This is a genomic window from Sphingobacterium thalpophilum, assembly GCF_038396785.1.
Taxonomy (GTDB): domain Bacteria; phylum Bacteroidota; class Bacteroidia; order Sphingobacteriales; family Sphingobacteriaceae; genus Sphingobacterium; species Sphingobacterium thalpophilum_A.
On the sequence record NZ_CP151087.1, the window covers coordinates 1,453,647 to 1,477,385 of the forward strand.

Here is a 23,739-nt window from a genome sequence, read left to right on the forward strand (position 1 = left end):
CAGTAAACTAAGAAAGCAATAATGGATCAAGCTGAATTCTTGGGGGGAATGTCAAAAATTTCTTAGTTTAGCATCCTTAATACAGATATCCCTTGCAAGAAGCCGAACGTAAATTACTGTCCCTATTGATGCCCGAAGGGCTATTGGAATACTTTCAGATTTTAGAAGTCGATCAGGTTGACAATCAGCTCCACATTTATTTAGATGAGCTTAATATTGCTCCGACAGGCTATCAGAACAGCAAGTTGGAGTCAAAGGGCTTCATGCCTTCCACTGAGATTTCAGACTTTCCCATTCGAGGCCAGAAAGTTACGCTACATATCCGCCGTCGTCGCTGGACGGTCCTGGATACCGGAGAGATCATCACAAGAGATTGGAATCTGGTGCGTGAGGGTGCTCGAATGACTACGGAATTCGGGCTTTTTTTAAAGAAGATATTTGGATAATCATCCTGTAAGCGCCCAATTGGTAGGTCTGTTCTTCCAAATGGACGGTAAGCAACTACAGGATCAATACAAGAACCATCTCAGTGACTTCCAGGACTGGGACCAAAAGCCACACGCAGAGCAATGGACCCTTTTTCCTGATAACATATCGGAACACCTGAGCATCGATGAGACCAGCTTTAGCAACGGTGAACTTTACACGATCGTAAGCAGTAAATCAGCAAAGGGCAGGAAGGGAACCATATTGGCTACCATAAGAGGGACAAAGGCGGAAGATATTATTGCTGTATTAGAGCGCATTCCACTTAAACTAAGGAACAAAGTTAGGGAAGTAACGATGGATATGGCCCCCAATATGGCAAAGGCTATCCGTAGGTGTTTCAGAAATGCCAGAAGGGTTATCGATCGGTTTCATGTACAAAAACTTGCTTATGATGCTGTTCAGGAACTCCGTATCAAATACCGATGGGAAGTCTTAGATGCAGAAAGCAAAAAAATAATGGAATCGCGAAAACGGGGTATCCCATATGACCCCGAGTTGTTGCCTAATGGTGATACGCTCAAACAGCTATTAGCTAGGTCGAGACACCTCCTGTTCAAGCATCCAAGTCGATGGTCGGAAAGCCAAAAACGCCGTGCAGAACTGCTGTTCATCAGGTTTCCCAAGCTAAAACAGGCTTATGATCTTGGAGTTGCCTTAGGTGACATCTTCAATAAATGCAGGGATAAAAAAGTTGCTTTCACAAAGTTAGGACTGTGGCACAACCAGGTTGAGAACGCGGGTATTGCTTCATTCGAGAGTGTCGCAAGATCCATTGCAGCACATCATCAATACATTCTCCACTACTTCGACAATAGAAGCACCAATGCATCCGCAGAGTCCTTCAATGCAAAACTCAAAGCTTTCAGGAGCGTCTTCCGTGGAGTAAGGGATACAACATTCTTCCTGTACAGAGTGATGAAATTGTATGCTTAAAAATGATTACCCCCCAAACTTTCGGTATGATCCGCAATAATTTTAAAAAACTAGAAACAAAAAAAAGCTTAGCATTCGGTCGGGCGACCTGCTAAGCTTTTATAAATACCTCTTTGTAAGAGGCAATCAACCTAAACCTAGGACAAAGATAGTGCTTCAAATGATATAAACAAAAATTTTGTTATATTTTTTTTCAACTCCCATAAATTTGTTTTAGCATAGCAATCACAAAAGGAATAGTAAGTGTACAATGTACACTACAATCTTTTTGCATTTTTCAACAAGCTTTTTTTTTGGTAGCTTCGCTCAGCGCCTCCCAACCACAGTATTTAACTCGTGCATTATTTAAATTTACTATGTAATAAGGGAGCACTCCTTTGCTTCGTTTTATCAAGCACTCTTATTCTTTACAGGTTCAATTGGATGCATAAACAGGGTCCGAAATGATGGATTGCCCTTTTTAAAGATCCTTTTAACAATCGCTATAACGATCCTGCTAGTTTGAACATCAAGTCCAGTTTCAACTAGCATACGCCTGACTTATCGCGACAGTATTTGTGCGACCTTAACAATCATATTTCATTTTTTTATTTAGTAACTTTGGAAACAATCAAAAATAAAATAACATGTTTACTGGAATCATAGAAACCTTAGGAAAAATAGAAAATATCGAACAGGAGAAAAGTAATATCCATTTTTACGTCAGTTCTGCTATTTCCAATGAACTTAAAATAGACCAAAGCGTTAGTCATAATGGCGTTTGTCTTACTGTAGTAGGATTAAACAATGATCTCCATAAAGTGACAGCAATTGACGAAACCCTACAGAAGACAAATCTGGCTCAGTTAAAGGTGGGCGATCTGATCAATCTGGAACGCTGTACTTTGGCAGGCGGAAGATTTGATGGACATATCGTTCAGGGACATGTAGATCAGACTGCGCGTTGTATCCAAAAGAAAGATGAAAATGGTAGTTTTATTTTCACCTTTCAATATGATGTTTCCAAACAAAATATCACCGTAGAAAAAGGATCCATTACCGTAAATGGTATTAGCTTGACAGTAGTCGATTCTAAAGACGATCAGTTCTCCGTTGCCATCATTCCATATACGTTAGAGCATACCAACTTGCAGCAGGTTGAAGTGGGGAGCACAGTCAACTTGGAGTTTGATATCATCGGGAAATATGTCACGAAGATAATGGCTTTGCGCGCTTAAAAAATTCACTGTTCTTCCTTGGGTTTAAAGGTAATCCAAGGAAGTTCATCCTTACACGCTTTATTTCGGGTCCTAACTGTCTACTTGATTTATTCCAAATAGTGCCCCTGACGGATCAGTAATGCGCGATATTTATTGAATACACTCGATTTGGAAACAAAGCCCATATATTTATTTTCGTCCCCTAAAACCGGAAGTATCCACGTATCGTCCTTATTCATTTTAGCCATCACGATTTCCATGTTTTCGTTGATCCCAACGGTATCATTTGGCTTCTGCGCTAATTTCTCAAAGGTGGTATCTCCCCCATCCACTTCGCCCAATAAGACTGAAAATAGAAACTCACTATAAAGAAGTCCCATAAATTTGCCCTCATAATCAACCACGGGAAAGATATTGCGTTTACTATGGATGATGTCTGTTTGTCGACCTTTTGGTGTTTCGTCAGGGCGTAAGATCACAAAATTAGTTTCCAATACATATTTAATCCGCATCATACTTAACACGGATCGATCCTTATCTTCATAAGAAATCAGATCGCCGGACTCGGCCAATACCTTGGTGTAAATGGAATGCTTTAGCACGGCTCGATTAATCAAATAAGAAATGGAACAAACCAACATCAATGGAACCATTAACGTATAACCTCCGGTCACTTCAGCAATCAAAAATATGCCCGTCAACGGCGCATGCATAATGCCGCTCAACGCACCGGCCATCCCCGCTACCACAAAATTTGGCACATTTAACTCGGCTATTCCGGTTAAGTTTACACCATACGAAAATGCAAATCCTAATAATCCGCCCATGACTAAACTTGGTCCAAATACACCACCATTTCCACCGCCATTTAAAGTAAATAATGCGGCAAGGGACTTTCCAAATAAAGTCAATATCGTATAACCCAGGACGACTAATCCCATATCTTTATAGTCTGAAAACAAACTGTTCTTAACAATCGAGTTAAACTGACCATTCAGAATCTGCTGAATGGTAATATAGCCCTCGCCATACAGTGCCGGGAATACAAAAATCATCAGACCTAAAGCAATTCCACTGACCCAGACTTTATTATAGGGATTCTTAATCTTAGAAAACCATTTACCCACACTTCTGGAAACACGTGCAAAGTAAATCGTATAAAGCCCAATCAACACGGCCAACAAGAGGTAAAATACCAAGGCCGAAACCTGCCAGTCGGAATTGAATGTACTGAATAAGGGTTCATTATAAAGCACACGAGAGACAACAGAAGCCAATGCTGATGAGATCAGCAAAGGAATGAACACGGGAATTGAAAATTCTGGAAGCAAAATCTCGATGGCAAAGATCATTCCGGCCAAAGGGCTGTTGAATGCACCTGAAATTCCTGCTGCTGCACCGCAAGCCAATAACATGGTAACTTCCTTATACTGCAGTCCAAAAAAACGGGCGATATTAGAACCGATAGAAGACCCGCCCAAAGCAACTGGTGCTTCCAAACCACAGGAACCGCCAAAGCCAACGGTTATAGCTGAGGTCACTACCTGAGAATAAATATTACTGGGATCCAATCGGCTGCCTTTCCGACTGATGGCATAGATAATGGGTGTAATCCCATGTTCCATCTTCTTCCCTTTTAGAAATTTGCGAACAAAAAACACGCTGAGCAATATTCCGATCAATGGAAAAATTAAGTAAACTGAGTATTTTACTTTCCAGTCGATATCATCTTGTATAGTCGTTGCAATAAAATGGGTTAATCTTTTCAGTACAGATGCCATAATACCACCGACAATTCCAACCAAAAATGCGAGTATAATGATAAAGTTCCGATTCGAAACTTTCTTCATCCGCCATTGATTGATCTGGTCTATTTTTTTAAAAAAACGTCTTTTGAGGTTTCCCATATCGTTCTATTGAAAGCTCAACACTTCCTTCTTCTTTTTTGTTTTGAATTTATCGGGTACTACGGCCAATATTTCTCTTTCCAGCGCCTGGATGGCCTGTCTCTTCACATAGTTCTGTGTGGTCACCAATGATATCTCGCGTACCGGTTCTGGTGATTTGAAATAACGGATACGATCCAATTGTTCGTCGGAATAATCCCAAATCGACAATTCAGGCAATATGGTGATGCCATCGTTGATATCGACCATACGTTTTAAGGTCTCTACGCTACCGGTGTTATATTCAAATCTTCCTGTAAGATCTTGATTGTGTTTGTGGTGACAAATATTAAGTACCTGCCCACGCATACAATGCCCCTCATTGAGCAACCAAAGTTTATCATCGGCAATATCATCGCCACTCAGTATTTTTTTCGGAAACAGGGGGCTATTGACGGATATATAGGCGACAAAATTTTCGTAAAATAAAGGCGACTCCAAAATCCCAGGGTCATTTAAAGGAGTAGATAGCACACCACAGTCCAAAAGTCCGACCTTCAATTCATGCACAATCCGTTCTGTCGTGTATTCCCATATCTGCAATTGTAGCTTTGGATATTTTTCCATAAATGTGGTCAGCACATTCGGAAGTAAATATGGTGCGATTGTCGGGATAACACCGACCCTTAGCGTGCCCTCAATTTCCCCTTTTTTATCCTGTACAATCTCATTGATTTTTCGGCTTTCCGTCAATACCATTCGAGCTTGAAGAATAATTTTCTCGCCGATTTCTGTAGGAACAACAGGCTGACGGCTCCGGTCAAAGATTTTTGCCCCTAAAGACTCTTCAAGTTTTTGTATTTGCATGCTCAACGTAGGTTGCGTGACAAAACATTTTTCTGCAGCTGCAACAAAACTTCGGTAGGTATCAACAGCTATAATATATTCCAATTGGATTAAGGTCATCTTACTATCTTTAAAGCACAAAATTACGATTCCTGTCGTAAACCAATGTCAAATCCTTTACAATTAAAGTCAACAGGGGTATTTGGCCTGCTGATTATACAATAAATACCTTGCCAAAAAGATCCAGTATATCCACTATTGTTACATTAGTTCACATAAAAAATCGATTTCATCGAAATGCTTTTCTTAAATTTGGAGATTTACAACAGTTGATAGTTAAAATCCTATGAAGTTTATAAATCGTACGACAATTGCACTAGCTTTATTCTTAACCATGGCAAACAGTCCTTATAGCAAGGCAAATCCTGATGAGGGAATGTTTCCATTGAGCGAATTAAATAGAGCTGGATTGAAGAAAGCTGGATTAAAGATCAGTGAGAGAGACATCTACAATCCTGGTCAGGTCGGACTGGTAGATGCTCTGGTTCAAGTCAGTGGATGTACCGGATCGTTTGTCTCAAACCGTGGTCTGATTATTACCAATCATCATTGTGCTTTTTCTGCCGTTCAACTTGCGAGTACAGCAATCAACAATTACCTAAAAAACGGTTTTGTCGCACAAAATCAAGAGCAGGAAATTGAGGCAAAAGGATTAAAAATAAGAATTACCGATTCTTATGAGGATGTTTCCGCTAAAATATTAAATGCTGTCGCTAACATCAGCGATCCAGTGGAGCGTATCAATACGATCAAACGTAAACAACAAGAACTGGTTAAACAAGCTGAAAAGGAAGATCCGACGATTAAAGCTGAAGTATCGGAAATGTTTATCGGCAAAAGTTATGTCCTATTCCGTTATAAAACAATTGAAGACGTTCGTTTGGTTTATATTCCGCGTCAAAACATCGGTGAATTTGGTGGAGAGACCGATAACTGGGTATGGCCACGCCACACGGGAGATTATTCCTTTCTGAGAGCTTATATCGGCAAAAACGGAAAATCTGCACCTTATTCTAAAGATAACGTTCCTTACCAGCCCAAAAAACACCTTAAAGTCAATCCAAATGGGGTACGGGAAAATGATTTCACCTTTATCCTTGGTTATCCCGGAAAAACATTCCGACACAGACCAGCACAATATATTCAATATCAACAGGAATATCTTTTGCCTTACGTATCCAACCTGTATGATTTCCAAAATAAACAGATGGAGGAAGCAGGAAAAGACAATACCGATATCGCCCTGTCCTTGGCAACACGCATAAAACGTAATGCGAATGTATTGAAAAACTATCGTGGTAAACTCAAGGGCTTACGAGGAATCGACTTGCTATCGACAAAAAAACAAGAAGACGAAGCACTGGCAGCGTTTATCTTAAGTAAACCCGAATTGAAAAACAAATATGGAAGTCTACTCGCTGATATTGATGCCTATTATCAGCTCAGTGATCAAGATGCCCTGAAAGAACTTTGGATCAACAATATTTACAACAGCACAAGCTTATTGAAAGTAGCTCGCGACCTAAACGTTCTGAAAACCAACTTAGCCAAGGAAAAATCATCCCAGATGGCCAAACAGCTTTTCGATTTAAATATTGAAAAGTTAAAAACAGCACTTAAAGAAACTTACGAAAGCTACAATAAGCAAGCTGATCAGCGTATTTTCTCCCGAATGTTGGAAGATGCCATTGCATTCCAAGGTAAAAATCAATTGGCCTCCATTCAGAAATTGCAATTTAATACGGCTACTGCACAAGAATTTGCAACAGAGATTATTCAGAACAGTAAACTTGGCGATCAAAATTACATGCTAAATACCGTATTGGCCAATGCCGATGCACTGCAAAAATTTGACGACAAATTATTGGATTTCCAGAGTAAGCTGAACAATGACATTGTCGATTTCGCCGCAGAGCAAAAAAGACGTGAAGGGGTACTGAACAAATTAATGGGCGATTATGTCGCCGTTAAGGAAATTTTTCAGGCCAAGAACTTTATTCCTGATGCAAATTCAACCTTACGTCTGACTTACGGGCACATCAAAGGCTACTCGCCTGCTGACGCAACCTATATGAAACCGTTTACAACAATCGAAGGGATTATTCAAAAAGGAAATCTTGGTTTAGCAGAATTTGACTATCCACAAGAAATCAAAACAGCTTACCTCAACAAAAATTTTGGTCCGTATCTTCAAAAAGACCTGGGATCCGTGCCGGTTAATATCTTATATGATATGGATACTACAGGTGGAAATTCAGGATCTCCAATAATGAATGCCAATGGTGAATTAATCGGTGTAAATTTTGACCGTGCTTACGACGCAACAATTAATGATTTCGCTTGGAACGAGAGTTACAGCAGATCCATCGGAGTCGACATTCGTTATGTCCTCTGGGTTGCCGATAAAATTGACAACGCGCATTTTATCCTGAAAGAAATGGGTATCTAATCTGGTCTAAAACAAGGCGCAAGAAAGCCGCTGCATCGAGAGATGCAGCGGCTTTTTTTTGTTCACCACGCTATTTCCGATTCGCCCGGCGGCATGCCACTATGAACGGAGAATCACCGTAAATCAGAACCTATTCATCTAACTCAGAATAGCTTCGCTTACTATTTTGCCCCTTGGAGCAAAGAAGAGAAAACAGTCTTCAAACGCAACAAACCTGTTGTCAATACCTCCCTCGAACAAGCAATGTTGAGGCGAATAAAGTCATCACTCCCCTTCCCGTACATCGCACCTACATTCACCTGCACATGCGCTTCATCCAATAAGAGCTTTCCCAATTTTCGACTTGAAATCCCCAAAGCGGCGCAATCTACCCATACCAGATAAGTACCCTCCAAAGGAAGCACATGCAAAGCAGGCAGATGTTCGTTCATAAAGCCTTTCAAATACAGATAATTTGCATGGATGTAGCTTAAAGCCTGATCCAACCATTCCCAGCCCCACTCATACGCAGCGATCAAGCCCGTAATGGCAAAGGGGCTTATGCTACTGATCTCATTAGCTAAGAAAGCCTGTTGCACCTTCCTCTTGAGTTCAGGATCGGCCACGAGAACTGTAGCGACCTGCAATCCCGCCAAATTAAAGGTTTTACTCGGTGCTACACAGGTAATCGAATTCGCCAAAAAGGCTGCACTGATACTTCCAAAAGGAATATGTGTATAGCCTTCAAATACCAGATCGCAGTGAATTTCATCCGAAATGACTAAAACTTGGTGTCGCAAACAGATTTCACCAAGACGTTCAAGCTCAGCTCGGGTCCAAACTCGCCCAGCCGGGTTATGTGGGCTACATAAAATAAATAACTTGACTTTCGGATCACTTGCTTTATGCTCAAAATCCTCAAAATCGATCGTATACTCGCCATTACGATAAATCAGGTCATTGGAAACCACCTGGGCTTGATTGCGTTCTATGGAAGAAAAAAAACAATGATATACAGGCTCTTGCACCAAAACCTTATCTCCGGGTGATGTCAATGCGCTTACCAAAGCCGAAAGCGCCGGTACCACACCGATAACTGGAAGTATCCATTCCGGTTGAAGTACAAATTTATGCCGCTGTGAGGACCAGCTCATCACTGCGCTGTAAAAAGCAGCTGGAATCGTAGCATAACCATATACCGCATGTTGAACCCGTTGCGCAAGTGCATCCACGACTGGTTGTGCTGCTGGAAAGTCCATATCCGCAACCCAGAGTGGAATCAAATCGGCATAATCGTGTTGATTCCATTTGACCGAATCGGTACCACGACGAACAATCGTTTTGTCAAAATTATAGATCATACAGCAATTTAATTAAAATTAGGAGGCATTTGCAAAAAAAATATGATAAAGTAAAAGGGGGTTCAGATCGCACGATAAATTACCTAGTGAAGGCTAATATACATAACAAAACTCGACGGACATCATAGACAACATGCAATAAAAAAATCCAGTATACCTGGATAAGCAGAAAGCGCTATCTTTACAGAAAATAGCATGACAACTATGGCCAAAAACAACTTTTCATTCCGTGCCAGATTAAAGAGTTTTCACTATGCTTTCAGTGGGTTGAAAACAGCCTGGCAGGAAGAACATAATTTCAGGGTGCATTGTATAGCGGCCATTATGGCCATACTGCTATCCGTTGTGCTTCACATCAGTACCCACGAATGGATTGCTGTACTCTTTGCCATTGGTTTTGTATTCGTCTGTGAGTTGTTAAATACTGCATTGGAAAATATGGCTGACTTTATCTGTCCAGAACATAACCCAAACATCAAAAAGATGAAAGATGTCGCCGCAACGGCAGTGATGATAAGCAGCATCACCGCGCTATTGATCGGCCTATTAATTTTTACCCCCAAGCTGATCTCATTGGCCCTTCGTTACATTTTCTAACGCGAATTTCTCATCAAATGCAATCTTCTTCGGATCAACAAAAGACATTTTTCCAGCTTTCTCCTCCATCGCACCATAACCTTCCATTGCACGAGCTTTAGATAATTTAAATATCACCTGACGGACCGATTCTTGTCCTTCAGAAGAAAAAGTATAATCGGCCGTTAAAATCCCCGCCTTCAATAGCCCATCAATGTGTCCGCTATTACGATCTTTTTCCTTCCAGGCATAGCTAAGATCACCATGCACCTTTTCTCCATCAACAGTGATTGACAGTGAAATGGTATCGCCATTTTTAAGGTACTGATATGTACTCTTTCCACTAAGAAACCCCGCGGTATCCAACGGTTGAGTAGTTTGAACAGTATCATTGCGTTTCGATGAAGTAACTTGTTTTTTTTGTTCCTGATGGCAGCCCGCACAACACAGCAACGCTATAAATCCGAAATTGATTATTCTCATCGTCTATTTTTTGTTTGATCGTATAGATAGCAATTCAAAAGAATTTTTGTTTTAAATAACTACCATTTAAAATTTTCAAATTCAAAAAACAAAAAGCAAGCGAATATTGTTTATAAGTTAGATAGCAGTCTACTATTTTAGCACGATATAAGCTATTAAAAATAAACAATTTAGTAACAATAAAATTATCGTAGGCTTATTGTAAAGCTAATTTTTATTAGTAAATTGTACATTATAAAATTCAGGAATTCTTAACCAATATTAGTATGAAAGATGTAAGCTTTAAGAAATTTGATAGTGGATGTACATCACTCACAAAATTGTCCATTGAAACAGACTTGGCTATTATTGTTAAAGAGCAAGTTACGATTCCTTCCGAATCCAAAATTGAAAAACTCAGACGCTGTAAAGAAGAATTACTTAAAAGCCTTTGGTTTGTTCAACGTCAATGTTGAGATAACATTTTCCTTCAAATTTCGACTATCCGCCGATCAGCCTCTTATGGTCTGACCGCCACACATTCAAGTCACTTTTAACACAAAATAAGCCCCTCTGCTTTATGCTTCTAGGGGCTTTAAATATATTCAATAATTCGCCGTCACAAGGGATCAAAGCGATTTCAAATGTTTATAGTTCGACTTAATGGTATCCCACACCTCTTCGAAATTACCCGACAACATTAATTTTGCCATACTTTCTGTCATCCCTTTCATTTGACTGAAGGATATCTTGGGTGGCATAGCCAATGCATTGGGATTGGTATATAGATCAATTAGGACAGGCTCATCGACAATCCCAAAAGCCTCATGGATAACACCATCCACCTCCTGGGGTTGAGTCACCGTAAATGCACGTATGCCCATCGCCTGGGCGATCATCGCAAAATCTGGATTGACCATATTAGTTTCCTGATCTTTAAGACCTGATACCTGCATCTCCAATTTAACCATACCAAGTGCACGATTGTTGAAGACGATGATTTTGATCGGTAAGTTATATTGTTTTATTGTTGCCAGATCCCCCAACAACATGGATAGGCCTCCATCGCCACAAAAAGCAATAACCTGGCGCTCAGGATGTGTCAATGCAGCTCCAATAGCCATTGGCATGGCATTAGCCATAGACCCATGATTGAAAGACCCCAGCATGATTCGATCCTTTCGCTGATTAATATAACGTGCTCCCCAAACACAGCACATCCCGGTATCAAGCAAGAAAATCGCATCATCATTGGCTTTCTGATCAATGGTATGAGCGACAAATTCTGGCTGTATTGCGCATTCGCTGCCTGAATCCTCCACATACGTCATGAGATCTTCCTTGACCTTTTCATAAGAAGCAAGCTGCTTCTCCAGAAATTTCGTATCCGAACGCGCTTCTACAAAGGGCAATACCGCTTTTAAGGTATGTTCAATATCGCCAACAAGCCCATAGTCTACGATGGATCTGCGCCCTAGCTTTTCACCTTCAATATCAATCTGGATAATAGTTTTGTTGGTCGGTATAAAATCCTTATAAGGAAAATCAGTCCCTAAAAGTAAAATAAGATCGGAATGATGCATACTTTGAAAAGCCGAAGCCATTCCTAGAAGTCCTGTCATCCCGATTTCATTGGGATTGTCGCGTTGAATATCCAACTTTGCTTTAAATGAATAACCAACTGGCGCATGGATCTTTTGTGATAACGCTACGATTTGCTGCTGTGCTTTCTTGGCGCCCACACCACAGAACAAGGTTATCTTTTCTGCCTGATTGATATATTGTGCCAATCGCCCAATTTCCATCTCCGAAGGTCTAATTTGCGGCTCAGTAAAAAACACCTTCGTTGAAGTATTCATTTGAACCGCTTCCATTTCTGATACGTCACCAGGTAGGCCGATAACTGCAACATCCCGTTTAGAGATAGCCTGTTGTAATGCATTTTGCACCATACGTTGCACCTGCTCCGGCCGAGTGATCATTTGGTTGTAGCAAGAACAATCATCAAACAGTTTGATTGGATTGGTTTCTTGAAAATAATCGGTTCCAAATTCGTAGGTAGCACATGTTGATGCGATCACAAGCATGGGTACACGTGTCTTGTGTGCTTCATAAACACCATTGATCAGATGCACATGCCCTGGCCCACTGCTTCCCGCACAACAGGCGATCCCGTGCAAATCAGCTTCTGCCGTTGCAGCAAATGCCCCCACTTCCTCATGCCTGACATGTATCCATTGCATCGTTCCATCTGCATGAACAGCTTCGTTGAAAAAATTTAAACTATCGCCCGTTACGGCATAAATACGCTGAATTCCCGCATCCTTTAAAAGACCCACAATCTGGTGTGCTACATTTTTCATACTTATACTATAATTTAAGATTTTGTGATAGCGGCATCGTGCAAATTATATTGCCGCTATTTAATAACAACAATAATGTAGCGTAATGGTTTGGGACATTAGCTGAACAGGTCTGTCGTTTCCCAAGCGTATAATCTGGTCGAATGTGCAATAACAGCCTCAATTGGGAGCAGGTATACACTGAGCTCAAATTAAAGCCAACAATTCGCTATACTTGAAATAAAAAGAAATTGTATTCAACAAAAAAAGCTGTTTCAAATTCATTGAAACAGCTTTTTTAAAATGATAGCTTGGATAAATCCTTAGTTGATTTGTCGCGACAATTCATCGACAAAACGCTTTGCATCATTGAGATCTTTATTCCAGTCCGCATAGCGTTTTGCGGTATTTAATTTTGCAATTTTTGCATTTAGCTTCGCTAGGTTGGCTTGATCTTTTGACTTCTCCAACTTGGCTTTCAGAATGCCGACTTTGGTATAATCCTGAATACCTTCCAACATACGCTCGTAACGGATAGAGCTTCTTCCTTGCGGATAAACGATATAGGTGTCTCCTGCCGGCCACGTACGGAACCTTGAATCATGCAGTGGATCCTTCACCCAGGAGTTGAATGCCCAACGCAGTGCCCCATCGAAACCTGCCGCCAGCGCATACCAAGCCATATAGGTGGATTCTGCTGGATCCGAGAACGTAAATTGATTTGGAAATTCGTCCGAACAGCACACATAAAATGTCGTGATATATCCTTTTTTACGTCGCTCAATAAGATCGTTCTGATCAAAAGGATCGCCAGCGGCGACGCTGATATCTGTACTCTTATGATAGCGTTGGTAGCTTTTGTGATTATCAGCAAATGCAACACCAAATTCGGGCGCTACTTTTTCCAATAAGGCGATCGCTGGATCCATTTCTTCCCGGCCTCTTTCATCCATCGCAATATTGGTAATCTTTAACCAGCCCTTTGCGGTAATATGCTTACTAAAATCCTTTAAGAAAGGCGTCCATAGCTCCTCAAATATTGCTGTACCGGGTTTTGCAATCACATTGACCAGTTCATTTTTGCTCTCATCGAAATAATGTACCTCGTTGTTCCATGGTAAAAGCGAATAGCAATTGATCTGTTTGTTGACCCCTAGATCCATCATAAAGTTTACCCATCGATCAAAAACAGAATAATCATAAGCCCAGGAACCGTCTTTTGCTTTCTTCCAGGTGATCATATCCGCATAGGGATCATAGGTCTGTACGTTCCACGCATCCTTATTTAAAGTCGCTGTAATCACTTTTTGCCCAGCAGCTGCAAGCTGTTTCATGGTCGGCTTCAACGCTTCAAAATGTTCATCGCTCCACATCTTCACATTATTGACCCGAGCCACAGCAGAAGGATGCTGCCATTGGTCCAAATGATAAGTCCACTGCGACGATGGCGGCAGCACATGATTTTGAACATTGACGATAAGCTGTAATTGCTCTTTCACCTTGCCATTTTGCTGAACCGAAATTGTCGTTTTATATTGTCCAGCTGCAGCTTCCTTGGGAACCTTTACGGTAATCCATACAGGACGGACTTTCTTCGCTTCAAGTTCATAGCTTTTGAGATCATCCAACATATCTGCCGAAAGAGAAGCTTTAAAATCTTCTGGCTTACGATGGCCACAGCCACTTGCAAATTCATCAGTCATGACATAACGAACAAAACGCGCTTGTACCGCATCGCTGCCAATCACCTTGCCTGTTGTAGATTTTAATTCACTTGCTGATACAGCGACATGCGCTGTGGCAGCACTGGTCCATAACAATACTTGCGCCGATACTTGTTCACCTTTCCAGGCATCTACAGTCGCCGTACGTTGTGTTGTCAGATTTGGATTGACAGATTTGGGATAACGTTTGTCTATCGATACAAACGAAGCATGTAGGCCGGCTTTAACATTCGACCAGTTGGATAAAGTATCCTTTGTCGGATCGGCCATTTCAGTAAATGTTGTCCCTGTAGCAAAACGCTGCTGGGAAAATCCCGGATTACTGCCGCAAAATAGCATACAAGCCAGGGCAATAGAAGAATAAATTGTAGTTTTAGGCATAACAGTTATAATTAACAAAACTTTAGCGAAGCGATGATCTTCTTTCCAGCCCAGGAGCAGGGTGCTCGCAGAAAAAAGGCAAACAACTTCTGTTTGCCTTAAAAATAGTAAAATTTTATTTATCTATAACTAACTTTGTTCAAAAATTTCAGAAAGTGCTTTATACAGTTCAGGATGATGGGTCTTGAATTTCGCTGGGTCCTCAAAGAAATATTCAGACGCAACTGCAAAAAACTCGGCTGGATTGGTCATGCCATAGACATCAATATCAGATTTATTCGCCTTTATTTTGGCAATCTCTTCCCGTATCAGATTCATAAAAGGAATGACTGAAGCTTTATCCATCAGATGTGTTGGAATGCCATCCACAGTACCATCGGTTTTATCGATCAAGTGTACAAATTCATGTATCGCTGTATTCTGTCCATCTTTTGGGTTCCTAAAACCATACTCCAATGCCGATTTGGACAATATCATTTGTCCGTTCATGGCTCCCTCACCTACCATTCCCATTATATTTCGGTCAGCATGGCCTTCAAATTCATACGCTGTATTGAACTGGGAAGGATAAACCATAATATTGGTCAAATTGGGATAAGTCCATTTCTTAAAGGCAAATATTGGGATAATTGCACTGGCGGCAATCATCATATAATCTTTCAGCTCAACCGCTACGCCCACACCTTCAATTTTGACTGTATCCAAAAATTTTAAACAGCGGGTTTCAAATTCCATTTTATCCGCATCGGACAGATTGCGGTAATAGGCAACTTCTTTTTCCAGAATTTCCTTTCCTTCATCGCTTAATACACGTTTAATGGCTTTGCTGTTTTTGGCCGTACGATTTAACAGGTAATAAACAACATAAATGGTTACTGGTATAAGCAGTATAATAAATAGTTTTCCTAACATATTAGTTGATCTGTATCCATTTGGGATCCCGAGCCTGCAAATTACGCAAAAAGCCTTTAAAATGTGAGGTTCCGAATAAGATTAAAATCTTTTGCTGTGGGGCGTCAGCAACTAATGATGCCAGGTTTTCTTCCCTTTTTTTCATGACAAACTCTTTATCAAATTTGTTCTTTAAGGCTGCTTTGATCGGTTTACAGGAATAAGGTTCTTGGAGCGGTGTTTTGTAATCACAATCATCCAGTTTGATCGTACCATACAGGTATTCAAACTCGTCAAGCAATTTATTTTTGGGAATATCCGCATTCACCGCCGTTTCATAATTCACCAGGAAAAAGGAATAATCGGGCTGACTGATGATTCGTTGCCCCAGTTTACGGTACATGGGCGCCCGAAGAACCCGGGAGGTATCGCCCGGTATTTCAATACATTGCTGCAGCCCGAGCCGATTGCCTGTAAGTTTTCTAAATTTGCGGTCATACAGATCACGTTGTGCCGCACTATCCACCTGATAGGCGATACTTTCATAAAAAACAACATAGCCCGAACGTTGGAGGGAATCTACAGCGCGCTGAATTTGATCATAGTACACCCGCGTACCCAGATGCCGCATTGGAATATAAACGACTGATCGATCGCCATGGCGAAGCTCGAATTTTCGTGAGGCATCACGCAAGACACCTGTACCTTGAACCATCAATGACGTTTGGCAGCCCAAAAGAACAAACAACACAAAACAAAGGGAGATAATCTGTCTCAATCGCATACTATTCATTATAATATCTATTCTTTGCTAGCAAAGACAATACCATCTGACGTTAATTTGCCTGTATAAGGCAAAATTTGACTTCAGGTAATTACTTTTCAAGATACTTTTATATGAATAACATGAAATGATAACAATATATTATCTCCCTTGTTCTATAAATTTTATAAGCTTGTCAATCCTATTGTTGTTCCATTTGGAATTACAGCATTTTTTTTGATAACAACAATGCCGTCACAAATGGTATAGGTGGGGTGATTGGCGTTCAGCAAATGAGGTCCACCATTGATCCGGACATCGTTGCCGATACGACAATTTTTATCCAAAATAGCATTCTCAATATAACACCGTTCTCCAACACCGACCACAGGTATATTTTTACGCTTTGCTTCCTCCATATCGACGAGATCCTCGTAATAATCTGATCCCATCATATAAGTACCGCGCACAACAGATCCTGTACCAATCCGTGAACGAACGCCCACGACGGAACGGTCTATTTTATCAGCTTGGATAATACAGCCATCCGAAATGACCGAATTGATTAATGTTGTACCCGAAATCTTAGAAGGCGGCAACATCCTTGGACGGGTGAAAACCGTATTTTTATCAAACAGATTGAAGGCCGGAATATTATCGGTCAAACCAATGTTGGCTTCATAGAAAGACCCTATGGTACCGATGTCTGTCCAATAGCCCTCAAATTGATAGCTAAGCACCCGACTTGTATCAATGGCATCGGGAATAATTTCTTTACCAAAATCCATTCCGCGATTCTCTTCAAGCATACGTTTCAGGACGCCTTTTGAAAAAACATAAATACCCATAGAGGCCAGGAATTCTCTGCCCTCACCCTTTAAATGATCGCTCACTTCTGAACTCCAGTCTACCAGCTGCTCGCTATTCGGTTTCTCGATAAAAGAGGTGATATGATTCTTTTCATCCGATTTCAGTATACCAAAACCGGTGGCATCTTTGGCGTTTACTGGTATAGTCGCAATGGTCAGGTCGCCTTCGTTTTCGACGTGGAAGTCAACCAGTGCATCAAAATCCATTTGATATAGCTGATCCCCTGATAAAATCAGTACATAGTCATAATCAATACTCGCCAGCTTCCGAAACGATCGTCGCACGGCATCGGCCGTACCCTCGAACCATTTGTCGCCATCGTTGGTCTGTTCAGCAGCCAGAATATCGACAAAGCCCTTGCTAAAAATACTAAAGTTGTAGGTATTCTTAATGTGGGAGTTGAGCGACGAAGAATTGAATTGTGTCAACACAAAAATCTTGTTAAAACCCGAATTAAGACAATTCGAGATGGGAATGTCCACCAAGCGATATTTCCCGGCAATGGGAACTGCTGGCTTAGACCGTTGATCGGTCAATGGATACAGACGTGAGCCCCTTCCTCCGCCCAAGACGATAGCTACTACATTATGACGTGACATATCAAATTACATTAATTGGTTATATAGACTTATATACTTCGCTGCAGATTTATCCCAAGAAAAATCCAACTGCATCATTTTACGTTGATTCTCCTCAAACTGCTTTTTACTATCGTAAAAATTTATAGCCCGAACAATCGCTGCACTAATTTCAGTGATTGTCAGACTATCAAAACCTATACCGTAGCCATCATTTTTCAGATCGATTACCGTATCTTTTAATCCCCCCACCTGATGCACGATCGGCAATGTACCGTACTTCATAGCATAGAGCTGATTAAGTCCACAGGGCTCAACACGGGAAGGCATTAAAAGAAAATCCGCACTGGCATAAAGCCAATGGGCCAGATTTTCATCATAACCAAAGAACACATCAAAATTATCAATTCCATCATCGACGAGTGATTTCACACGTGACTGGATCGCTGGGTCTCCGGCACCCAGTATAAATATACTTAATCTATCGTGATATTTCTCCGTCAAATCCAAAATTATCTCCGGAAGTAAATCCGCTCCTTTTTCTGTTGCCAATCGGCCGATAAAAACAAGTAACGGTCGATCTGGATTGATTTTATACTGCTTCGCCAAAGCCTCCTTATTTTTCAACTTTCCGGAAAAAGCTTGTACAGCATCGTAGTTTTCTAGCAAGGTATAATCAATTTTAGGATCCCAGATTTCCCAGTCAATTCCATTGACAATACCGACAGATTTATTTCGCTCATCATAAAACAGCTGCTGCAAACCATTTGCTTCCACATAAAGCTCTTCCAGATAACCTTCGGAGACCGTTGTGTACGCATCGCAACATTTAATGAGGGCTGCAAGCGGATTAATTAAACCATCCCAGTCCAATAATCCCCATTTCCAACTATCGAAAGCGGGCAACAGAATAGCTTTGCTCCAATGTGTCCAGCCCTGATACTGCCCATTGTGGACGGTGCCCACCGTTTTAACGTCGGCAAGAAAGTTATAGTCATTGCTATACCTCATCAAAAAAGGCATCAAACCGACATGATGATCATGGCAATGCACGATATCAGGTACTATATTTTTATCCTTAAACCACGCCAACACAGCATGTTGAAAGGCGATAAACTGCTCGCCTTCATCCGGATAACAATATACCTCCTGCCGATCGAGTTTACCTGGAATCTTAATCAGGTAGAGCTCAAATCCAAGTACCTGATGATCTTCCTTATAAACACTGTAGCGCAGCAATTCAGATCCTTGATAAAAAGTACCTTCATGAACTAGGCTAAAAGCATGATCCCTAACAAAAGGACGATCATACCAAGGCATGACAACCGCCGCCTCCCATCCCAGTTTGGTTTGGTATTTGGGCAGCGCGCCCACGACATCCGCGAGACCACCTACTTTGGCCACGGGATAACATTCTACACTCAAGTGAAATACGTTCATTCTTCTTTTACAGCATGAGATTTAATAACAAGATTTTATACAGGGATACGCTCGCCTTGTTTAATGGGATTGACTTCCTTTACCGCTCTCTTCCTTTTCAAAATATATCCGCCAAGCGGAGGTAAATGAACTTGAGCAGACTGTACCTGGTTCATCCAATGCAGGTGTTCACTATGAATGAGCAGCTGATGTATTCCAGAACCGAAATAGGTCAAATCATCCGAATTCAACAGCACTTCCCATTCACCAGCGTAAGGTAAACCAATACGGAAATGTTCCCGAACAACAGGCGTTAAGTTAAGTACAACAACCGTATCATCCCAGGCGTCAAATCCCTTTCGCCAATAGACCACAACCGAATTTTCACGATCACCAGCATCTATCCATTCAAAGCCCGAAGCGTCAAAAGCCTTCTGGTAAAGACTTGGTTGGCTCCTATAAATCGTATTCAGGTCGGCTACAAATTGCTTCATACCCTGGTGTGGCGCAAATTCCAAAAGATGCCAATCAAGCGATTGGTTTACATTCCACTCCGAAGTCTGCCCAAATTCTCCGCCCATAAACAGCAATTTTGTTCCCGAAAAAGTATACATAAAGAGATACAATGCCCGCAGGTTGGCAAACTTTTGCCATTCATCGCCCGGCATCTTATAAATTAATGAATGCTTTCCGTAGACAACCTCATCATGTGACAGCGGTAGCATAAAATTTTCATGGAAAGCATATACTGTCGCAAAGGTCAGTCGATCATGATGATAGCTGCGATTAATCGGATCCTCTTTAAAATAATCCAATGTGTCATGCATCCAGCCCATCATCCATTTCATTCCAAACCCCAATCCACCAGCATAGGTTGGGCGACTGACACCCGGCCAGGAAGTCGATTCTTCCGCGATGGTCTGCACATGTGGGAAATGTCCGTAAACGGCCTCATTCAGTTCTTTTAAAAATTGTACCGCTTCAAGATTCTCATTTCCACCAAACTCATTGGCAATCCACTCGCCTGCGTTTCGACTATAATCCAAATAGAGCATAGAAGCAACCGCATCGACCCGAAGTCCATCGATATGAAAACGATCCAACCAATAAAATGCATTACTGATCAAAAAAGAACGCACTTCATTACGTCCGTAGTTGAAAATATAGGATTGCCAATCGGGATGAAACCCTTTACGGGGATCTTCATGCTCGTATAAGCTCGTACCGTCAAAACGATAAAGACCATGTGCGTCACCTGGAAAATGCGAAGGAACCCAATCCAACAATACACCTATCCCGGCGGCATGCAGCTCCTCAATCAGATACATGAGATCTTGTGCCGATCCGTAGCGTGAACTCGCAGCAAAATAGCCCGTTATCTGGTATCCCCAAGAAGGGTAATAGGGATGTTCCATCAGGGGCATAAATTCTACATGGGTAAAATTCATTTCCTTCACATAGGATACGAGCGCCACAGCGATTTCGCGGTAGTTGAGCAAAGTATCCGGACTTTCGGGATCCCGCGACCAAGATCCTAAATGCACTTCATAGACAGACCATGGTTGATCCAGCCTGTTTTTAACAGCCCTTTCCTGCATCCATTGCTTATCCTGCCACTCGAACCAGGTCGAATGAACAATGGAAGCAGTCTTTGGCGCGATCTCCCACTGAAAAGCAAAGGGGTCTCCTTTTTCAAGTTGTTCGCCAGTATAAGTCTCAATAACATACTTATACGCCTCCCCATTGCCAAGCCCCGGAATAAATCCCTCCCAGATTCCGCTACCATCCCAGCGCACATAGAGCGCGTGACGCGCTTTATCCCAAAAATTGAAGTTGCCGGTTACAAAGACCGATTTTGCATTTGGAGCCCAAACCGCAAAATAAACGCCTTTTTCACCATTGACTTCCAGCTCGTGTGAACCGAACTTTTCGTATAATTTGAAGTGCTTACCCGACTGGAATAAGGCGACATCAAATTCAGAAAATAGACTATGCGGAATTACTTCATTGGTCATGTTTTAACCTTCTATCAATATGTTATCAAATTCTCGTGCGACATTAATCCAATACCGCCCCTTATCATCTACTTGTACTTTTGTCTCAATACCATCAGTCTTCACCTTCTTAACCTGAAAAGGCAAGCCGATTAACTGTAATTTATATTCCTCATACCGCTCCGTAAAAAGCCCATCTTGCGTCTGTTTAATCGACAGGGATTCTTTGAGCCCCGATACGGTAAAGCATTTTTCAAGATAAATATCCTGCTCATAGGCAAAGGTGTCGCCATGATCCGAATACACATACGAACGGGTTACACCTTCAGCGAAGTAAACATTGAGCTGCAGCTCCTCAATTTTCTTTTCACCAGTATATTGCATCACTGGATATTCGGGGATAACAGATCCCCCACGAATGAAAATCGGCATCTCATCAATCGGCGTAGGAACAGTATGTTCTTTACCGCCCACGTAGGTTTCATTATTGAAATAATAAAACCAAGTACCTTCAGGCAGATAGACAATCTTGCTTTTTTGTCCCGGCTGCAATACTGGGGATACCAATATTTTATCCCCAAAACAGAATTCCTCCTCACGTTGCCAATTGGTCGGTATATGCTGTTCGACCATGGAAATCGGACGTAATATGGGAAAACCATACTTCGTTTGCTCCCAAAAACAGGTATAGATATACGGCAACAACTTATAACGGAGTTCGATAAATTTCCGATTGATCTTTTCCCAATCCTCCCCAAAACTCCAGGGCTCCCGGTCGCGGGTATCGCCAGCGGAATGCACACGCATAAAAGGCGAGAAAACGCCAAATTGCATCCATCGCGTAAATAACTCACCGTCGGGTTCACCCGTAAACCCACCAATATCCGTTCCACAAAAGGACATGCCCGAAGTCGACAAACGCTGTAACTGCAAGGTTCCCAACTTGAGATGTTCCCAACTCGCCAAATTATCGCCGGTCCAGACCGAAGAATAGCGTTGTGTTCCCGCATAAGCCGCTCGGGTGATGGTAAATGGCCGTTTATTTTTATACAATTTCTTTAAACCATCATAGGTTGCCCGGACCATCTGCATGCCGTAGATATTATGTGCCTTACGATGCGAACCCCGATGCCCGTCATATTGGTGACGTACATCGTCGGGGAATGTTCCGCGGCCAAATACGGCCGGTTCATTCATATCGTTCCAGAAGCCAGCCACGCCATCTTCCACAAGGCCCTGATATAAGGTGCCCCACCATTGACGAACCTCCGGATTGGTAAAATCAGGAAATTGACAACGTCCCGGCCACACAAATCCTTCCATAAAATAATCATCCCCGCGGCGACAGAAATACCTATTTTCCTTTCCTTCCCTGAACACCCAGTAGTTCTCATCAACCTTGATGCCCGGGTCGATCATCACCACCGTTTTAAAGCCATCATTGGCCAAATCGCTGATCATATTCTTAGGATTGGGAAAATACTGCTTGTTCCAGGTAAAACAGCGGTATCCTTCCATGTAATCGATATCAAGATAAATCGCATCACAGGGGATCTGTCGCTTCCGAAACTCCTCAGCAACCTTCCGGACATTCGCTTCGGGATAATAACTCCAGCGACACTGATGGTAACCAATTGCCCACAGCGGTGGCAGGTAATGTGTACCTGTCAGCGTATGATAGCGACGGATGACGTCGATAATATGTGGACCATGGATGTAGTAGTACTGCAGTTCCCCTCCTTCGGACCAAAAGCTTGTTTTTCCCGGATCTTCCGCGGCGAAATCAAAATACGTTTTAAAGGTATTGTCAAAGAATATACCGTAGGCTTCACCATCTTTTAAACCAATATAAAACGGAATAGTTTTATAAAGTGGATCCTGATCGTAAGCAAAAGCATAAGTGTCTGAATTCCAGTTTTTAAGTCTTTTACCTCTCAGGTTCAATTTAGTGGCCTTGTCCCCCAGTCCATAAAAAGCTTCATTTTCAAAGGCCACTTTTGTGCTATATACATAATAGCCTCCAAAATCAGGGTTTTCCTCCCAGTGCATCGGAGCCAAATCTGCATTGAACAGTTTACCCGAGCGATCAGAAAAAGAAATCAAAAAATCATTCTTATTGATCTTACAGGAAATAGTATTCGTATGCACCAGATAATGATCTGCCTCTTCCTTGCATTGATGTATACTGACGCGGTGATCTTTCTTGGCCAAGGCATACGAAAAATCCTCCAAAAAAGTCCCTTGTGGAGCCAGCCGTACTCGCACGATCTCATCCGTGACGATCTTAATTTCTACCTTGGCTTTGCCGTCAGAAAAATAATAAGACTTATCGTTTTGATTGTGGGCTACTATCGTTTCAAGGTATTTCTTTTCAATTTTCGGTAAATCCAATACCGGATTATTCACATGATGCATACTCTCCAAAGTACCATCATTTTCCTCCTCATGTAGTGTGGTTTGATTTAGGTTGTCGTCTTCAAGCATAATTGTAATATGTTAAAAAGTTTCTGAAGGCTTAATTCCTCTTTAAGATAGAA

At 41.6% G+C, this 23,739-nt stretch carries 18 protein-coding genes; 6 read left to right on the forward strand and 12 right to left on the reverse strand.

Translation table 11 applies throughout. From position 1 onward, the window contains the following. Positions 1–92 precede the first annotated feature (92 nt). From AACH28_RS06750 to AACH28_RS06760, 3 genes are all read left to right on the forward strand, one after another. A complete protein-coding gene (locus AACH28_RS06750) occupies positions 93–446 on the forward strand; it encodes a transposase (RefSeq protein ID WP_286767917.1) in 354 nt (117 codons plus the stop codon). Next, positions 439–1,422 carry a transposase gene (locus tag AACH28_RS06755; RefSeq protein ID WP_286767918.1) on the forward strand — a complete coding sequence of 328 codons (984 nt, stop codon included), beginning with the start codon at positions 439–441 and terminating at the stop codon, positions 1,420–1,422. The genes AACH28_RS06750 and AACH28_RS06755 overlap by 8 nt, the downstream gene beginning before the upstream one ends. Before the next feature lie 626 nt (positions 1,423–2,048). Beyond that, complete coding sequence (locus tag AACH28_RS06760) at positions 2,049–2,639, forward strand: riboflavin synthase (protein WP_046675860.1); 591 nt, start codon at positions 2,049–2,051, stop codon at positions 2,637–2,639. Between the two features lie 89 nt (positions 2,640–2,728). On the opposite strand, the gene AACH28_RS06765 is transcribed toward AACH28_RS06760, so the two are convergent. Continuing rightward, positions 2,729–4,528, reverse strand: coding sequence for a chloride channel protein (locus tag AACH28_RS06765; RefSeq protein WP_201639395.1), 1,800 nt, complete (start codon positions 4,526–4,528; stop codon positions 2,729–2,731). 6 nt (positions 4,529–4,534) lie between these two features. Beyond that, positions 4,535–5,473, reverse strand: coding sequence for a hydrogen peroxide-inducible genes activator (locus AACH28_RS06770; protein WP_046675858.1), 939 nt, complete (start codon positions 5,471–5,473; stop codon positions 4,535–4,537). A gap of 226 nt (positions 5,474–5,699) precedes the next feature. Here AACH28_RS06770 and AACH28_RS06775 point away from each other — a divergent pair, with 226 nt between their 5' ends. After that, positions 5,700–7,862, forward strand: coding sequence for a S46 family peptidase (locus tag AACH28_RS06775; protein WP_286768257.1), 2,163 nt, complete (start codon positions 5,700–5,702; stop codon positions 7,860–7,862). Between the two features lie 161 nt (positions 7,863–8,023). Here AACH28_RS06775 and AACH28_RS06780 read toward each other — a convergent pair whose 3' ends face one another. Continuing rightward, a complete protein-coding gene (locus AACH28_RS06780) occupies positions 8,024–9,202 on the reverse strand; it encodes a MalY/PatB family protein (protein WP_286768258.1) in 1,179 nt (392 codons plus the stop codon). Between the two features lie 204 nt (positions 9,203–9,406). Between AACH28_RS06780 and AACH28_RS06785 the strand changes: the two genes are divergently transcribed. Next, positions 9,407–9,799 (forward strand): diacylglycerol kinase family protein, encoded by a 393-nt coding sequence (locus tag AACH28_RS06785; RefSeq protein WP_286768259.1) that lies wholly within the window; start codon positions 9,407–9,409, stop codon positions 9,797–9,799. On the opposite strand, the gene AACH28_RS06790 is transcribed toward AACH28_RS06785, so the two are convergent. After that, complete coding sequence (locus tag AACH28_RS06790) at positions 9,773–10,261, reverse strand: hypothetical protein (RefSeq protein ID WP_286768260.1); 489 nt, start codon at positions 10,259–10,261, stop codon at positions 9,773–9,775. The two genes, AACH28_RS06785 and AACH28_RS06790, sit on opposite strands and share 27 nt — an antisense overlap. Before the next feature lie 266 nt (positions 10,262–10,527). Between AACH28_RS06790 and AACH28_RS06795 the strand changes: the two genes are divergently transcribed. Continuing rightward, a complete protein-coding gene (locus AACH28_RS06795; protein ID WP_112374468.1) occupies positions 10,528–10,716 on the forward strand; it encodes a hypothetical protein in 189 nt (62 codons plus the stop codon). A 153-nt stretch (positions 10,717–10,869) separates the two neighbouring features. Here AACH28_RS06795 and AACH28_RS06800 read toward each other — a convergent pair whose 3' ends face one another. The 8 genes from AACH28_RS06800 to AACH28_RS06835 form a co-directional block, all read right to left on the reverse strand. Beyond that, positions 10,870–12,603: a thiamine pyrophosphate-dependent enzyme gene (locus AACH28_RS06800; RefSeq protein ID WP_070569752.1), complete on the reverse strand. Its 1,734-nt coding sequence runs from the start codon at positions 12,601–12,603 to the stop codon at positions 10,870–10,872. Positions 12,604–12,905: 302 nt separating this feature from the next. Further along, positions 12,906–14,687 (reverse strand): glycoside hydrolase domain-containing protein, encoded by a 1,782-nt coding sequence (locus tag AACH28_RS06805; protein WP_341832569.1) that lies wholly within the window; start codon positions 14,685–14,687, stop codon positions 12,906–12,908. Positions 14,688–14,816: 129 nt separating this feature from the next. After that, entirely contained in the window at positions 14,817–15,599 is a 783-nt protein-coding gene (locus tag AACH28_RS06810; protein ID WP_070569750.1) for a zinc-dependent peptidase, read from the reverse strand. Position 15,600: 1 nt separating this feature from the next. Then, positions 15,601–16,362 (reverse strand): hypothetical protein, encoded by a 762-nt coding sequence (locus AACH28_RS06815; protein ID WP_139145087.1) that lies wholly within the window; start codon positions 16,360–16,362, stop codon positions 15,601–15,603. Positions 16,363–16,526: 164 nt separating this feature from the next. Beyond that, on the reverse strand, positions 16,527–17,810 hold the full coding sequence (locus AACH28_RS06820; protein WP_070569746.1) for a glucose-1-phosphate adenylyltransferase: 1,284 nt from the start codon (positions 17,808–17,810) through the stop codon (positions 16,527–16,529). A 6-nt stretch (positions 17,811–17,816) separates the two neighbouring features. Further along, positions 17,817–19,229 (reverse strand): glycogen/starch synthase, encoded by a 1,413-nt coding sequence (locus tag AACH28_RS06825; RefSeq protein WP_341832570.1) that lies wholly within the window; start codon positions 19,227–19,229, stop codon positions 17,817–17,819. 35 nt (positions 19,230–19,264) lie between these two features. Beyond that, positions 19,265–21,223: a 1,4-alpha-glucan branching protein GlgB gene (gene glgB, locus AACH28_RS06830; RefSeq protein ID WP_286754421.1), complete on the reverse strand. Its 1,959-nt coding sequence runs from the start codon at positions 21,221–21,223 to the stop codon at positions 19,265–19,267. Positions 21,224–21,226: 3 nt separating this feature from the next. After that, a complete protein-coding gene (locus AACH28_RS06835; protein WP_286768265.1) occupies positions 21,227–23,686 on the reverse strand; it encodes a glycoside hydrolase family 31 protein in 2,460 nt (819 codons plus the stop codon). Positions 23,687–23,739: the final 53 nt, after the last annotated feature.

Coding starts and splice junctions, on each gene's coding strand:
- AACH28_RS06760 (WP_046675860.1), top strand. CDS start 2,049: ATGTTTACTGGAATCATAGAAACCTTAGGAAAAATAGAAAATATCGAA.
- AACH28_RS06765 (WP_201639395.1), bottom strand. CDS start 4,528: ATGGGAAACCTCAAAAGACGTTTTTTTAAAAAAATAGACCAGATCAAT.
- AACH28_RS06770 (WP_046675858.1), bottom strand. CDS start 5,473: ATGACCTTAATCCAATTGGAATATATTATAGCTGTTGATACCTACCGA.
- AACH28_RS06775 (WP_286768257.1), top strand. CDS start 5,700: ATGAAGTTTATAAATCGTACGACAATTGCACTAGCTTTATTCTTAACC.
- AACH28_RS06780 (WP_286768258.1), bottom strand. CDS start 9,202: ATGATCTATAATTTTGACAAAACGATTGTTCGTCGTGGTACCGATTCG.
- AACH28_RS06785 (WP_286768259.1), top strand. CDS start 9,407: ATGGCCAAAAACAACTTTTCATTCCGTGCCAGATTAAAGAGTTTTCAC.
- AACH28_RS06790 (WP_286768260.1), bottom strand. CDS start 10,261: ATGAGAATAATCAATTTCGGATTTATAGCGTTGCTGTGTTGTGCGGGC.
- AACH28_RS06795 (WP_112374468.1), top strand. CDS start 10,528: ATGAAAGATGTAAGCTTTAAGAAATTTGATAGTGGATGTACATCACTC.
- AACH28_RS06800 (WP_070569752.1), bottom strand. CDS start 12,603: ATGAAAAATGTAGCACACCAGATTGTGGGTCTTTTAAAGGATGCGGGA.
- AACH28_RS06805 (WP_341832569.1), bottom strand. CDS start 14,687: ATGCCTAAAACTACAATTTATTCTTCTATTGCCCTGGCTTGTATGCTA.
- AACH28_RS06810 (WP_070569750.1), bottom strand. CDS start 15,599: ATGTTAGGAAAACTATTTATTATACTGCTTATACCAGTAACCATTTAT.
- AACH28_RS06815 (WP_139145087.1), bottom strand. CDS start 16,362: ATGCGATTGAGACAGATTATCTCCCTTTGTTTTGTGTTGTTTGTTCTT.
- AACH28_RS06820 (WP_070569746.1), bottom strand. CDS start 17,810: ATGTCACGTCATAATGTAGTAGCTATCGTCTTGGGCGGAGGAAGGGGC.
- AACH28_RS06825 (WP_341832570.1), bottom strand. CDS start 19,229: ATGAACGTATTTCACTTGAGTGTAGAATGTTATCCCGTGGCCAAAGTA.
- glgB (WP_286754421.1), bottom strand. CDS start 21,223: ATGACCAATGAAGTAATTCCGCATAGTCTATTTTCTGAATTTGATGTC.
- AACH28_RS06835 (WP_286768265.1), bottom strand. CDS start 23,686: ATGCTTGAAGACGACAACCTAAATCAAACCACACTACATGAGGAGGAA.